Annotated in this window: 13 protein-coding genes; 7 read left to right on the forward strand and 6 right to left on the reverse strand. The window is 66.3% G+C overall.

All coding sequences use genetic code 11. The features are described from left to right. Positions 1 to 6: 6 nt before the first annotated feature. From hrcA to AB5I39_RS13760, 6 genes are all read left to right on the forward strand, one after another. Positions 7 to 1,050, forward strand: a complete 1,044-nt coding sequence (gene hrcA, locus AB5I39_RS13735) for a heat-inducible transcriptional repressor HrcA (RefSeq protein ID WP_404367921.1) — start codon at positions 7 to 9, stop codon at positions 1,048 to 1,050. A gap of 17 nt (positions 1,051 to 1,067) precedes the next feature. After that, the gene (gene grpE / locus AB5I39_RS13740; RefSeq protein ID WP_404367924.1) at positions 1,068 to 1,619 is read left to right on the forward strand and encodes a nucleotide exchange factor GrpE; all 552 of its coding nucleotides are present in this window, start codon (positions 1,068 to 1,070) and stop codon (positions 1,617 to 1,619) included. A 2-nt stretch (positions 1,620 to 1,621) separates the two neighbouring features. Further along, positions 1,622 to 2,182 carry a hypothetical protein gene (locus AB5I39_RS13745; RefSeq protein WP_404367927.1) on the forward strand — a complete coding sequence of 187 codons (561 nt, stop codon included), beginning with the start codon at positions 1,622 to 1,624 and terminating at the stop codon, positions 2,180 to 2,182. Between the two features lie 132 nt (positions 2,183 to 2,314). Continuing rightward, on the forward strand, positions 2,315 to 2,542 hold the full coding sequence (locus AB5I39_RS13750; RefSeq protein ID WP_404367929.1) for a hypothetical protein: 228 nt from the start codon (positions 2,315 to 2,317) through the stop codon (positions 2,540 to 2,542). Beyond that, positions 2,536 to 3,768 carry a threonine synthase gene (locus tag AB5I39_RS13755; RefSeq protein WP_404367932.1) on the forward strand — a complete coding sequence of 411 codons (1,233 nt, stop codon included), beginning with the start codon at positions 2,536 to 2,538 and terminating at the stop codon, positions 3,766 to 3,768. The genes AB5I39_RS13750 and AB5I39_RS13755 overlap by 7 nt, the downstream gene beginning before the upstream one ends. Positions 3,769 to 4,734: 966 nt before the next feature. Next, positions 4,735 to 6,828, forward strand: coding sequence for a PAS domain-containing protein (locus tag AB5I39_RS13760; protein WP_404367935.1), 2,094 nt, complete (start codon positions 4,735 to 4,737; stop codon positions 6,826 to 6,828). 32 nt (positions 6,829 to 6,860) lie between these two features. Here AB5I39_RS13760 and AB5I39_RS13765 read toward each other — a convergent pair whose 3' ends face one another. The 5 genes from AB5I39_RS13765 to AB5I39_RS13785 all read right to left on the reverse strand — a co-directional run bounded on the left by AB5I39_RS13765 (position 6,861) and on the right by AB5I39_RS13785 (position 11,877). Continuing rightward, positions 6,861 to 7,304 (reverse strand): ExbD/TolR family protein, encoded by a 444-nt coding sequence (locus tag AB5I39_RS13765; RefSeq protein WP_404367938.1) that lies wholly within the window; start codon positions 7,302 to 7,304, stop codon positions 6,861 to 6,863. 266 nt (positions 7,305 to 7,570) lie between these two features. Beyond that, the gene (locus AB5I39_RS13770) at positions 7,571 to 8,716 is read right to left on the reverse strand and encodes an SET domain-containing protein (RefSeq protein WP_404367941.1); all 1,146 of its coding nucleotides are present in this window, start codon (positions 8,714 to 8,716) and stop codon (positions 7,571 to 7,573) included. Positions 8,717 to 8,826: 110 nt separating this feature from the next. Next, positions 8,827 to 9,969, reverse strand: a complete 1,143-nt coding sequence (locus tag AB5I39_RS13775) for a S41 family peptidase (protein WP_404367944.1) — start codon at positions 9,967 to 9,969, stop codon at positions 8,827 to 8,829. Further along, positions 9,969 to 11,096, reverse strand: a complete 1,128-nt coding sequence (dapE, locus tag AB5I39_RS13780) for a succinyl-diaminopimelate desuccinylase (RefSeq protein WP_404367947.1) — start codon at positions 11,094 to 11,096, stop codon at positions 9,969 to 9,971. Before dapE ends, AB5I39_RS13775 begins: the two co-directional genes overlap by 1 nt. Before the next feature lie 79 nt (positions 11,097 to 11,175). Beyond that, a complete protein-coding gene (locus AB5I39_RS13785; protein ID WP_404367950.1) occupies positions 11,176 to 11,877 on the reverse strand; it encodes a helix-turn-helix transcriptional regulator in 702 nt (233 codons plus the stop codon). A 127-nt stretch (positions 11,878 to 12,004) separates the two neighbouring features. Here AB5I39_RS13785 and AB5I39_RS13790 point away from each other — a divergent pair, with 127 nt between their 5' ends. Then, positions 12,005 to 12,469, forward strand: a complete 465-nt coding sequence (locus tag AB5I39_RS13790; protein WP_404367953.1) for a cupin domain-containing protein — start codon at positions 12,005 to 12,007, stop codon at positions 12,467 to 12,469. On the opposite strand, the gene AB5I39_RS13795 is transcribed toward AB5I39_RS13790, so the two are convergent. Further along, a complete protein-coding gene (locus tag AB5I39_RS13795) occupies positions 12,470 to 13,138 on the reverse strand; it encodes a glutathione S-transferase family protein (RefSeq protein WP_404367956.1) in 669 nt (222 codons plus the stop codon). It abuts the gene before it with no gap. Positions 13,139 to 13,264: the final 126 nt, after the last annotated feature.

Below are 13,264 nucleotides of genomic sequence, written 5' to 3' on the forward strand. Positions count from 1 at the left end.
TGCGCCATGCCGCTACCCCCGATCACCGAACTGAGCGACCGTGCGCGCGACGTGTTTCGCGTGGTGGTCCAGAGCTATCTCGATACCGGAGCGCCGATCGGTTCGCGCACGATCGCGCATCTGTCCGGCCTAAACCTCTCCCCGGCCTCGATTCGCAATGTGATGCAGGATCTGGAGGAACTCGGTCTGCTCGCTGCACCGCATACCAGCGCTGGGCGGATGCCGACCGACGTCGGCTTGCGGTTGTTCGTCGACGGGATGATGCAGGCGCTGGAACCTTCGCCGGAGGAACAGGCCGCGATTTCCGCGCAGATCGTCCAGGCGGGCCCGGTCGAGCACGCGATCGCCGCGACGACGGCGGCGCTGTCCGGCCTGTCGGCGTGCGCCGGGATGGTGATGGTCGCCAAGCGCGATCTCGTGCTGCGCCAGATGAGCTTCGTGCCGCTTTCGACCAGCCAGGCGCTGGCGGTGCTGGTGGGCGAGGACGGGTCGGTCGAAAATCGCGTGATCGATTTGCCGCCGGGCCTTCCGCCCTCGGCGCTGGTCGAGGCTGGCAATTACATGAGCGCAATGTTCGGCGGGTTGACTTTGATCGAAGCGCGCGCGCGGATCGAACGCGAGCTGATCGCCGAGCGTGCGGAACTTGATGGCGCGGCGCGGACGTTGATCGAACGTGGTCTCGCGATCTGGAGCGAGGATACCGACCGCCGCCCGGTGCTGATCGTGCGTGGGCAGGCGCGGTTGATCGACGATGCCGCCGCCGCCGATCTGGAGCGCGTGCGGGAATTGCTCGACGATCTGGAGGGCAAACAGGACATTGCGCGCCTGCTCGACAATGCGAGTGCCGGCGATGCGACGCGCATCTTCATCGGTGCGGAAAACAAATTGTTCTCGCTGTCGGGATCGTCGGTGATCGCCAAACCGTTCCACGGGACCGATGGGCGCGTGGTCGGTGTGGTCGGTGTGATCGGCCCGACTCGGTTGAACTATGCGCGCGTCGTGCCCATGGTGGATTATACCGCCGCGACGCTCGCGCGGCTGATGCGTTAACAGGAACAGAAGACGACATGATCGAAGACGAAAAGATCGACATCACCAGCGGTGCCGATGTGCGCGAGGAAACCGCAGCCGAGGCCCCCGAAGTGGCGCAAAGCGATGCGACTGCGAAGCTGGCCGAGGAATTGGCTGAGGCGAAGTCGGCGCTGCTCTATGCCCATGCCGAGGCGCAAAACATGCGCCGCCGCGCGGAGAAGGAAGCCGCGGATGCGCGCGCCTATGCCGCGACGGCCTTTGCGCGCGACTTGCTGTCGGTCGCTGACAATCTTGCGCGGGGCCTCGAAGCCATCCCTGCCGAGCTGCGTGAAGATGAGAAGATGAAGGGCCTCGTCGCCGGGCTCGACGCGACCGGGCGTGAGCTGGAGGCGGTGTTCCAGCGCCACGGCATCAAGAAGCTGAGCGCGGTCGGCGAGAAGCTCGACCCCAATTTCCACCAGGCGATGTTCGAAGTGCCGAGCGACCAGCCGCCAGGCACCGTCGTGCAGGAAATGCAGTCGGGGTATATGATCAAGGACCGCCTGTTGCGGCCGGCTTTGGTGGGCGTGGCGAAGGCGGCCGGGTAAGCGTGGAGGCGGTCTATCGACGCGAGTTCGAGGCCGCCCTCCGCATGTTTGCCCAAGCTAGCGGGAAGATGGTCGCGCTTGGGTTTGAAGCGCCGGTGCTGGTCGGTGGGGCGGCGGTGGAGCTTTACACCACCAGCCGTATCGCGACGGGCGACTTCGATGTTTCGACGGGACGCCAAGAAGTCTTCGAGCAGGCTTTGCGCGACCTTGGTTTCGTTAAGCCATCGGGGCCAGGCATGGCGACCAAGGGATGGATTCACCCTGATCTGATGCTTGGTTTCGAGGTCGTATCATCGACATTGCTCGATGGCATGGCCGACCGCGACCGGGTGTATCTTATCGATTTGGGTGACGATGGCGATGCGCGCATCATTTCGGTCGAGGACATGATCGCCGACCGGATGGGCCAGTTCGCTTCGGGCTCCGCTCCAGACATGCTGGGGCAGGCAAGCGTGCTTTGGTCGCTTCACAAAAATGCTGATCGCGCATATTTAGCGCGACGGATTTCAGAGGAGACGTTCGGTGACTACACCATCGCGGATCTCGAAAGGCATCCCCTTTAACGAATTCGCGGCGGATATGGCGCGCCGGTACGAGGAAGCGGGTCGACCGGAAGTCCCGCGCAATTCGGGCAACCGCCGCACCGAAAGCAAGCGCGCCTTGCTGAAAGCGATCGAGGACGCGGGCGGTAAATGGTGACCGCCACTTCGGCAGACCCGCGCGCGGTCAATCCGGCGTTTATGCTGGGGCTCGTCGCGTTGCCGATTGTTTTTGTCTGGTTCCTCTTTTTTCCTGGCTATGGGCGCAGCCTGCGCGTCGCCGCCCTTGTATATGCGTTTATGCCTTTGCTCTTTGCCGGTTTCGGCATTGCGGTCTGGCTGTTGGTTTGGGCATTGATGAGGATCGCGAGTAATTTATGGTGATCAATCCCAACCTCACCACCGACCGGCCGACGTTCGTCACGCATCTCGAATGTTCGATGACGGGCGAACGCTATGAGGCGGACCAGCTCCACGGCCTGTCGCGCGTCGGGCGGCCGTTGCTGGTGCGCTATGATCTCGATGCGGTGAAAGCCGCGATCCCCAAGGCGATGATCGCGGCGCGGCCGACCGATCTGTGGCGCTGGCGGGAGTTGCTACCGGTGCGGCACACGCGCGACATCGTCAGCCTGGGCGAGATCGAGACGCCGCTGATTCCGGTTCCGCGTTCCTCGGGCAGCCACAATGTCCTGGTCAAGGACGAAGGGCGGCTTCCGACCGGAAGCTTCAAGGCGCGTGGCCTCGTCATGGCGGTGGCGATGGCGAAGGAACTCGGCGTCACGCGGATCGCGATGCCGACCAACGGCAACGCCGGGGCGGCACTTGCCGCGTATGCCACGCGCTGCGGGATCGAGACGATCGTGCTGGCGCCCGAGGAAACGCCGGAGGTGAACATCCGCGAGATCGCCGCACAGGGCGCGCGCGTATACCGCGTCAACGGCCAGATCGATGATTGCGGTGCGCTGATCGGCAAGGGTGCTGCCGAGGGGCTGTGGTTCGATTTCTCGACGCTGAAGGAGCCGTACAGAATTGAGGGGAAGAAGACGATGGGGCTGGAACTGGCCGCGCAATTCGGCTGGAAGCTGCCGGATGCCATCTTCTATCCGACCGGCGGCGGTACTGGCCTGATCGGCATGTGGAAGGCGTTCGACGAGCTCGAAAAGCTCGGCTGGATCGGGCCGGAGCGCCCGCGCATGTACGCCGTGCAGGCGAGCGGCTGCGCGCCGATCGTGCGCGCGTTCGAGGCGGGCGAGGAACATGCCGAACGCTGGGAAGACGCCGCAACCGTCGCCGCTGGCATCCGGGTGCCGCGCGCGGTCGGCGACTTCCTGATCCTGCGCGCGGTACGCGAGAGCGGCGGCAAGGCGCTTGGCGTCGGCGATCCCGCGATCCTGAAGGCGGTGGATGAGTGCGCGAAAAAGGACGGCCTGCTGCTGTGCCCCGAGGGTGGTGCGACGTTGGCGGCCTATAAGGAAGCGCTGCGCACCGGCGAGGTCGATGAAGACGAACGCGTCGTGCTGTTCAACTGCGCGACCGGACTCAAATATCCCATGCCGGAGGCGAACGACACGCTCGACCGGTTCGGCCAGATCGATCTCGCCACGCTATAGCGCAGGCTGTATGAGACGGAACCACGCGCGGGCTGGGGCGGACCGCGCGGGATGACGATTTCTGTCGTCAAGCCGTTGAATTGGATAGCCGAATACGTGCTATGAGGCCCTTATGACGCCCGCCCCGACCATCAATCCTGAAACGGCGCGCGCGGGCGGTCGTGGGTTTCTGGATGGTGGCGGGGAAGTGGGGGCATTGCTGCGCGCTTTCGATTGGCAGGCCCATCCCTTCGGCCTGCCCGAGCATTGGCCCGCGGCGCTAAAGCTGAGCGTCAGCCACTGCCTCCATTCCAGCTTTCCGACCGCAATCTATTGGGGGCCGGAATATCGGCTGCTCTACAACGATGCGTGGGCGGCACTCGCGGAAAACCACCCTTGGGCGCTTGGTCGCCCGGCGGCAGAGGTGCGGCCCGACATCTGGGCGATTCTCGGCCCGCAATTCGCCGCCGTCCTGACGTCGCGGACTGGCGTCGCGCATGTCGCACAGCGCCTGATGATGATGCGCGAGGGCGTGCCGACCGAAACCTTCTGGACCTACAACAGCTCGCCGATTCTGGATGAGCAGGGCGTGGCGCACGGCCTGATCAATCAGGGCCTGGAAGTGACCGCGCAAATCGTCAACGAACGCGCGTTGCGCACCGCGAAGGAGGAGCGCGAGTTCATCCTGACGCTGACCGAGCTTCAGCGGGCGCAGTCCGATCCCGACGACGTGATGCAACTGACCGCCGATGCGATTGGCGGCTATCTTGGTGTCGATCGCGCGGGGTTCTTCGAGGTCCTGCCCGATGCGATGATCCGCTATGGCGCGTGCTGGGTCGAGGGCGCGGTTCCACCGCTGACCGGTACGGTGCCGTCATCGGCGTTCGGGCCGGACCTTGGGGAACTTGCGCGGACCGGGGGACGCTGGCCTTCACAAGCCCGGACGACGCGACGGCCCCGCCGCGCGCCGCGCTGGACGCGATGGGCATGGAGGCGGGGGTCAGCGTTCCGCTCGTCCGCCGCGGCGAGTGGCAGGGTGGCTTCTACCTCGGCAGCGTGGCACCACGCGCGTGGACGAGGGGCGAAATCGCCCTGGTCGAGGAAGTGGCCGAACTGAGCTGGGACGCGGTCGCGCGCGTGCGGGCAACGGCGCGGCTGCACGCGATCAATCTCAGCCTGAAGGATGAAGTCGCTGCGCGCACCGCCGAGCGGGACAAATTGTGGGAAGTGAGCAACGACCTGCTCGGCATCGCCGACCGCACGGGCCGCTGGATCGCGGTCAATCCCGCGTGGGAGCGCTTGCTCGGCTGGACTGCGGAAGAGATTGTCGGGCGCGATACGCAGTGGTTGCGCCACCCCGATGACACCGGCGGCAGCGCGGCGGACCGGGCGGCGATCGCCGAGCCAGGCACGCCGCAGCGGCTGGAGAAGCGGCTGCGCACGCGCGATGGCAGCTATCGCACGCTCGCCTGGCAGACGATCCTGTTCGACGATCGCCTCTACACCAACGCGCGCGACGTGACCGAGGAGCGGCGTCAGCAAGCCGCGTTGGTCGCCGCCGAGAAGCGCACGCGGATGGTGCTGGAGGCGATGGACGGCATGGGGGTGTGGACCTATGAGGCCGCCACCGATCGCTTCTACAGCGACCCCGGTTTCGGCGCGCTGCATGGCTTCCCGGCGGAGGAGGCCGGGCCGGGCCGGTCGATGGCGGAAGTGCTCCAGCGGATTCATCCCGAAGATTTGTCGCGCACCTTTGCCGCAATCGCCAGCGCTCGCGAAAGCGGCGAGGATGGCGAGATCGAATATCGCATCATCCTGCCCGACGGCGGCATCCGCCACATTCTCTCGCGCAGCCACGTGATGCGCGATGCGCGCGGCGAGATGGAGCAAGTGATCGGCGTGGGCGTCGATGTCAGCCGCCAGCGCGAGTTGGAGGACCGCCTGCGCCAATCGCAGAAGATGGAGGCGGTGGGGCAGCTGACCGGCGGATTGGCACATGATTTCAACAATCTGCTGACCGGTATTTCGGGCGCACTCGAATTGATGCAGTTGCGCCTGAAGCAGGGTCGGATCGACGATCTGCCGCGCTATATCGGCGCGGCGCAAACCAGCGCAGGGCGCGCGGCGGCGTTGACGCATCGCCTGCTCGCATTCTCGCGGCGGCAACCGCTCGATCCGCGCCCGGTTGACGTGCCGCGGCTGATCGCGGGGATGGAGGATTTGCTGCGCGGGACGCTCGGTCCCGGCATCACGCTGGCGGTGGATGTGGAGACCGAGGCCTGGCCGATCCTGGCCGATGCCAACCAGCTCGAAAACGCGCTGCTCAACCTGTGCATCAACGCGCGTGACGCAATGCCCGATGGTGGCACGGTGACGCTCCAGACCGGGCAGGAATGGCTCGATGAAGCAAGCGCGACCGAGCGCGAGTTGCCGCCCGGCGCGTACCTGACGCTGTGCGTCACCGATACCGGCACCGGCATGAGCGCCGACGTGATCGCGCGCGCGTTCGATCCCTTCTTCACGACCAAGCCGATGGGGCAGGGGACGGGGCTCGGCCTTTCGATGATCTATGGCTTCGTCCGGCAGTCGGGCGGGCAGGTGCAGATCACCTCCACACCGGGCGAGGGCACGACGATGTGCCTGTATTTGCCGCGGCATTATGGCGCGGTCGCGGATACGGCGGATGGAGCGGGTGCCGCGATCGAGCCGGAGGGCGCGGGCGAGACGGTGCTGCTGGTCGATGACGAGCCCGCCGTGCGCATGCTGGTGAGCGAAGTGCTCGGCGATTTGGGCTATACCGTCATCGCGGCGGAGACTGGCGGCGAAGCGCTGGAACTGCTGGTCGCGGCACGGCGCGTCGATCTGCTGATCACCGATGTCGGCCTGCCCGGCGGCATGAACGGCCGCCAGGTCGCCGACGCGGTCCGCGCGGTGCGGGCCGATTTGCCGGTGCTGTTCATCACCGGCTTTGCGGAGAATGCGGTCGTGGGGGATGGGCCGCTGGAGCCGGGCATGGCGCTGATCGCGAAGCCGTTCGGGATGGATACGCTGGCGGCGCGGGTTAGGGAGATGTTGGGGTAGGGGGTGGGAGGTGCCGATTGCGGACAGGCTGCCTATTGTTTTTGCAGCAAGGTTGGTTGCGGATCGTAGGCTTCAAACGGGGGGCCGACGTCGCCAATACGCCACCATTTCCCACTGCCTTCTGCACACTGACCAAACTTGCAATCTAGAGTCTCTGATACAAGCTGACGCAGCCGAGCCACTGTGTTGCAATCAACGTCCGGCGCAAACTTGATCTGCACCACCGGCACGGGGTTCAGCGTCGCCGTTTCCTTTAGATAGGCTTTGAGCGTAGCGTCCGAAACCCTTATCCGATTCCATTGTAGTGAGCCGTCCGCGCGAACCACTATGACACTCAAAAGCGACATCACGCCCCGGCCATCACGCGGAGTTATCCAGTTTGCAGGCAAACCACCGCATCCCTCGGCGTAGGTCGTCTGGTGATGACAGCCGCCCAAGAACATCATTACGCTAAGCAAGAGGCCGATCTTCTTCATAGCCAGAGCCTAGTCCCGCTTTGATGGCTACGCCACAGCGGCGGCTCCCTGCATAATTCAGACATCCTCACCGTCACCTCGGCCTTGTGCCGGGGTCCACCGTGCAGCGTCGCATCCGGCTTGAGATGGATGCACGGTCGCGCGGCTTGGCCCGTCAAACTCACACTCGCCTCGTGTGAGGCCAGGTGGACCCCGGCACAAGGCCGGGGTGACGGTCGTGGTGGGGCGGCGTCCCCAGTCCCGGAAACTTCACCCTCGGCGCGAGGCTAAGCCGCCCGGTCCCGCGCCGCCGCCACGTCATCCTTCCGCCGCAGATACGGCGCGACCAAATTGCGCGCGCGGAACCATTCCTGCCGTTCGGGCGACAGCGTCGCGAAATTGCCGATCACGCGGCGGCACTCCGGCGCGCGGCATTGGCAGATCATGTGCCAGTTCGATTCGGCCAGCGTGGTCGAATAATCCCAGGTGATTTCCTCGCCCGGGGCAATGGTGCGGATCGCGACCAGCGTAACGCTCCCGCCCGCAAAGCGCAGACCGGCATTGGGCGCGCAGCTATGGTTGATGAGATCGTCGATCCGCCCCGACGGGCCCATATAATGCTGCGGCGTGACTTGCACGAAGCGGTCGCTCGACCCGCGCATCAGGCTCGGCACGCGGTCGGCGCGGAAGCGGCGGCCGGTGAAGCGGATGATCTCGTCGCCCTCGGCGAACCCCTGCGCGGCATAGACCGCCTTGCCGAGATGCGTTTCGCCGACCGAGAACAGGCTCGCCGCCGGGCTATAGGCATCGAGCACATAGAGCCGCCCGTTGCGAAAGCCGAGCGAGCGCAACGGGTTGATCGTGGCGAGGCCGACCATGAACCACACGCTCGCGTGGCACAGCAATTCGACCAGGATATAGGCATATTCGCCGACCTGCTGATTGCCGCCGCGCGTCGCGACCAGCAGCGTGGCGAGATCGCCGACCGCCCATAGTCCCCAGGCGGGGGAGCGCTCGCGCGTGCGATCCTGCGCCACGCTTTGCCACGTCGGCCAGAAGCTGACCGGGACGGCGGCGACCACCAGCATGTGCGCCCAGAAGGCGTTGCGCGACACGATCCACAGCGTCAGCGCGGCAAGGCAGGCGGCGGTGCAGACGATCTCGCCGCGCGACGGCGCGCTCCACACCGAGCGCCGCCAGATGCCGATCGTCACCGCGACGCAGGCAAGCGCCGACAGCGCAAACACCCAGCCTTGCAACGCGCCGGGGTTCACCGCGGCATAGGTGCCCGCCTCGACCGCGGTTGCGGCGCTCCAGATCAGCCAGGAGGCGCGGTTGGGCTGGACCAATTGCCGCCGCAGCCCGGTCAGATACAGCGCGTATCCGCTCAGGCTGCACGCCACAGCAATGTAGAACCAGGGGTCGATCGCCATGCCCGCTTACCATTATGGTTAAGGTGGGGCTTACGCTCTTCACCGACTCCCGTCCACAAAAACCAAGGAGTCAGCACGAGTCGCGGGGAATCTCGAGTCGTTTGAATCGGTTATGGGCGGCAGGGTGGCGGGACGAATGTCTCGCGCGGTTGGCCGCCGACCGCATAGAGCCGCTCGGCCGGGAACTTCACGCGCAGGCCAGTGCGGGGCAGATCGAAGTCGTACACCGCGCCCTTCAGGCCCGCCATGCGCGTGCCGCACACCGGCTTGCCGATTGCAGCGAAGCCGATGGCGATCCCTTCGCCGACGCTCCCCGTCCAGCGCCCGACGCGGATGGCGACCGGGCCGGGGTGATATTTGCCCGCGCGCGGATCGACCATTTCGACCCAGCGCCGCGCGATGCCGGTCTCGCGTTCCTCGGCGGGCAGGACGTGCATTTGATACGGCATCGGGCGCGTGACGAACCACCCCATGATCGCGCGCGCGACGCTGGTATTGCCGCCGCTCGGCGTGTCGGTCAGGTCGAGAATGACGCGGGCGTCGGACGGGGTGGCGGCCATCGCCTCGTCGAACGCGGCTATCGTAACGGAATCGCCGAGCGCGTTGTTGAAGCGGATCACCGTCGCGCCGTGTGCCTGCGACACCATTAGCGGTGGGCGATCGGCCTGGCCTTCGTAGAGGCTGGCGAGCGTAACGGCGCGACCGTTGATTGTGAGGTGGCGCGCCCGGTCGCGCCGCCCGGCGGCGAGTACGCGCGCGGCGAACGCGGTGCGCTCGCCGGTGGGTTGCAAGCCGAGGCGCGCCCAATAGGCGGCGACGGCCTGTTCTGTGGGCACGCCGTCGACGGCGCTGAGGGTCTGCCCTGCGTGAAGACCCGCGCCTGCGGCGGGGCTGCCCGGCTTGACCGCGTCGATCACGTAGCGTCCGTCGCGCATGACGATCCACAGGTCGGCATAGGTCGGCACGATCGCCCAATCGTCCTTGAACGATTTGCCGGTCAGCGCGTGATGATCGGCCAGCGTCGCGATCATGTCTTCGGCGTAATGCAACAGCGTGTCGGCATCATGCACGGCATCGCGTTCAGCGATCAGCGCGGGCGAGGTGGGTACCACGCCGCCGGGCAGAGCATCGAGATAGGCGTAATTGGCGGCGATCAGCGGGGCGACTTCGCGCGCGTCGGCGGCGTAGTCGCTGGCGGTGGGGGCGGGGGTCGCGCCGATCAGCAGAAGTGCGAGCGGCAGGGCCGCGCGCATCACCGCTGCTCCAGCCCGGCAACACGCGCGATGATGTCGGCGTAGATGTCGCGCAACACGCCCAGATCCTCAATCGCCACGGCCTCGTCGACCTTATGCATGGTGGCGTTGGTCAGCCCGAATTCGACCGTCGGGCAGAGTGCCGAGAGGAAGCGCGCGTCGGAGGTGCCGCCGGTGGTGGAAAGCTCGGCGCGGATGCCGGTGCGGGCTTCGATCGCAGCGCTGAGCAGGTCCGAAAAGGCACCGGGCGGGGTCAGGAACGCTTCGCCCGATATGCGCGCGGTCACCTGCGCGGCGGAGTCGTGGCGGTGGACCAGGGTTTCGATCCGTTCGACCAGCGCCGTGCCGCGCTGCTCGTCGTTGAAGCGGATGCTGATCCGCGCGCTCGCTTGCGCCGGGATGACGTTGGTCGCCGGGTTGCCGACGGTGATGTCGGTCACTTCGATGTTCGATGGCTGGAACCAGGCGTTGCCGGTGTCGAGCACGATGGCGTCGATCTCGGCGAGCATCGCGATCAGGCGCGGGATCGGATTGTCGGCGAGGTGGGGGTAGGCGACATGGCCTTGCTTGCCCGGCACGGTGATCCACAGATTGACCGAGCCGCGCCGCCCGATCTTTATCATGTCGCCCAGCCGCGCGGAGGACGTCGGCTCGCCGACCAGACACAGATCGGGCGCGACGCCGGTCGCTTGCATCCGGTCGATCAGCGCGCGCGTGCCGTAGGTCGCGGGGCCTTCCTCGTCGCCGGTGATGATCAGGCTGAGCGGTGCGCCGGGCGCATCCGGGATGGCGGCGACGAACGCCGCGATCGCGCCCTTCATGTCGACCGCGCCGCGACCGTAGAGCAAGCCGCCGCGTTCGGCCGGGGTGAACGCGCTGTTTGTCCAACCTTCGCCCGGCGGCACCACGTCGAGGTGCCCGGCAAAGGCGAGGTGGGTGCCGGTCCCGGCGCGCGTCGCGAGCAGATTCTCGACCGGCCCATCGGGCGCGTCCCCGACGACGAAGCGACCGACCGTGAAGCCGAGCGGCAGGAGTGCTGCCTCCAGCACGTCGAATACCGGCCCCTGTGCGGGCGTCACGCTCTCGCACGCAAGAAACGCCTTGGTCAGTGCTACAGGATCGGTCACGTCAGCCCCTTCTCAACCCGCTTCCCTTTCGCGTTTCCGGGCGCGGAAGGGAAGCGGCTTTGCAGCGACCGCAACGCTGTCAAATTTTGTCAGCTGCATCCCGGCTGGCTGCTGCCGCCCGCCATGCCTTCAGCAAGGCGGTGCGGCGGCGCGGGTAGCGTTTGGGCGCTACATAGAGCGCGGTGATCCGGTCGGTACGAAAATGATCGAACCCGCCGCGCGCTTCGCACCAGCCGAGTACGGCGCGAACGCGGTCGTGAAAGGCGAGCGTGAACGGCCACACCGCATGATGCGTGATTGCGCCGTGTTCGTCGGCGTAGGCGATCTGGATGATGTGCTCGGACCGGATCGCCTCGCGGATCGTGGCGAGCTTGCGATCGCCGACCGGCACCGGATCGCCGGGGCCAATCAGCAGGCCGGTGGCCTCGATGTTGGCCTTCAGATCGTCGGGCAGCACTGCGTTGATCTTGGCGAGCACGTTGCGCGCCGCCTTGCCGAGCGGCTGGTCGGCGCGTTCCGACACCCAGCGCGCGCCGAGCACGAGCGCCTCGATCTCTTCGTCCGAAAACATCAGGGACGGGAGCAGGAAACCGGGGCGCAGCACGTAGCCGACGCCCGCCTCGCCATCGATTGGCGCGCCTTGTGCACGCAGCGTCTCGACATCGCGGTAGAGCGTGCGGAGCGATACGCCGAGCTCCTCGGCCAGCGCCGCACCCGCAACGGGTTGATGGTGCCGCCGCAGCACCTGGATCAGATCGAGCAGGCGCCGGGAGCGGGACATGGCGTTGCTATAGCACATACTGACGCGGCTTGGCAGTAGTGCGTAGGGATGAGCATGATCGCTTCAACAACAGCGCTTCTCGCGGCATATTGGCGCGATCCCGCCGCGGCGGGCCGGGGGACATGCTATGCCGAAACTCGATCTCGATTCGATCCCGCAGACCAATGCGACGGGCTATCCGCCGCCGTTTGATGCGCCCGTGGCGGAGCGCTGGTATCGCCGCCTCGCGCCAGCGTCGGGCCTGTCGCACTTCGCGGTGAGCCATGTCGTGCTCAAGCCCGGTGCGTGGTCCTCGCAGCGCCATTGGCACGCCGACGAGGACGAGATGGTGGTGATGATCTCAGGCGAAGCGGTGCTGATCGAGGATGGCGGCGAGACGGTGATGCGCGCAGGCGACATCGCGACTTTCCCGGCGGGGGCGGAGAATGGGCATCACCTGCAGAACCGCACCGACACAGACTGCGTGTTTGTCGCGATCGGCACCGGGCCGCGCTTGGCGGGCGGGGTCTATTCCGACATCGACATGCGCTTTACCGAAGCGGGCTATGAACGGAAGGACGGCACGCCTTATCCGACCAAGCGCCCCGCTTGATCAGGCCTTTGCGGGCGGTTGTTCGAACTGTTCGATCACCCATTCCTCTTCCTGCGCGGATGCGATCCAGTCCTGCATGAAGGGGTGGTGCAACACCGCGTCCATATAGCCGGTGGCAAAGCGCGCGACCGGCAGCGAATAGGTGACGATACGCGTCACCACCGGCGCGTACATGATGTCCGCCGCGCCGAACGCGCCGAACAGGAAATCGCCTTCGCCGCCGAAGCGCGCGCGCGCCTGCGCCCATAGCTCCATGATGCGGGTCAGATCGGCGAGGACATCGTCGTCGGGCCGCCGCGGCGGGAAGATCTGGCGCACGTTCATGCTGTGCTTGCGGCGCAGCGCGGTGAAGCTGGAATGCATTTCCGCTGCCATCGACCGCGCCATTGCGCGGGCGGCATCGTCGGCGGGCCAGAACAGGTCGCGGCTGGTCTTTTCGGCGAGATATTCGACGATGGCGAGGCTGTCCCATACCACCGCATCGCCGTCCCACAGGATCGGCACCTTGCCTGAGGATGGCGCGAATTCGTCGCCCTGGCGGCGCTTGTCCCATTCGCCATCGTAGAGCGGCACGACCGCTTCTTCGAACAGCAGCCCGGACTGCTTGCACGCGAGCCAGCCGCGCAGCGACCAGGACGAATAGGCTTTGTTGCCGATGATCAGTTTCATGCGCGATGGGGTAGCGTGCGGCGGCGTTGCCGACAACCGCGGGCGGGGGGTAAGGTGATTTTCGCAGGCGGCGCGCCACTCCCCGTTCGCTCTTCGACAAGCTAAGCCCGAACGGCGAGAGGATGC

The sequence above is a fragment of the Sphingomonas sp. MMS24-J45 genome, assembly GCF_044881195.1.
In the GTDB taxonomy this organism is placed as follows: Bacteria; Pseudomonadota; Alphaproteobacteria; order Sphingomonadales; family Sphingomonadaceae; genus Sphingomonas.

What these genes read in the sequence shown, in the direction of transcription:
- hrcA (WP_404367921.1), top strand. Translation starts at nt 7, where the DNA reads ATGCCGCTACCCCCGATCACCGAACTGAGCGACCGTGCGCGCGACGTG.
- grpE (WP_404367924.1), top strand. Translation starts at nt 1,068, where the DNA reads ATGATCGAAGACGAAAAGATCGACATCACCAGCGGTGCCGATGTGCGC.
- AB5I39_RS13755 (WP_404367932.1), top strand. Translation starts at nt 2,536, where the DNA reads ATGGTGATCAATCCCAACCTCACCACCGACCGGCCGACGTTCGTCACG.
- AB5I39_RS13760 (WP_404367935.1), top strand. Translation starts at nt 4,735, where the DNA reads ATGGAGGCGGGGGTCAGCGTTCCGCTCGTCCGCCGCGGCGAGTGGCAG.
- AB5I39_RS13765 (WP_404367938.1), bottom strand. Translation starts at nt 7,304, where the DNA reads ATGAAGAAGATCGGCCTCTTGCTTAGCGTAATGATGTTCTTGGGCGGC.
- AB5I39_RS13770 (WP_404367941.1), bottom strand. Translation starts at nt 8,716, where the DNA reads ATGGCGATCGACCCCTGGTTCTACATTGCTGTGGCGTGCAGCCTGAGC.
- AB5I39_RS13775 (WP_404367944.1), bottom strand. Translation starts at nt 9,969, where the DNA reads ATGCGCGCGGCCCTGCCGCTCGCACTTCTGCTGATCGGCGCGACCCCC.
- AB5I39_RS13785 (WP_404367950.1), bottom strand. Translation starts at nt 11,877, where the DNA reads ATGTCCCGCTCCCGGCGCCTGCTCGATCTGATCCAGGTGCTGCGGCGG.
- AB5I39_RS13790 (WP_404367953.1), top strand. Translation starts at nt 12,005, where the DNA reads ATGCCGAAACTCGATCTCGATTCGATCCCGCAGACCAATGCGACGGGC.
- AB5I39_RS13795 (WP_404367956.1), bottom strand. Translation starts at nt 13,138, where the DNA reads ATGAAACTGATCATCGGCAACAAAGCCTATTCGTCCTGGTCGCTGCGC.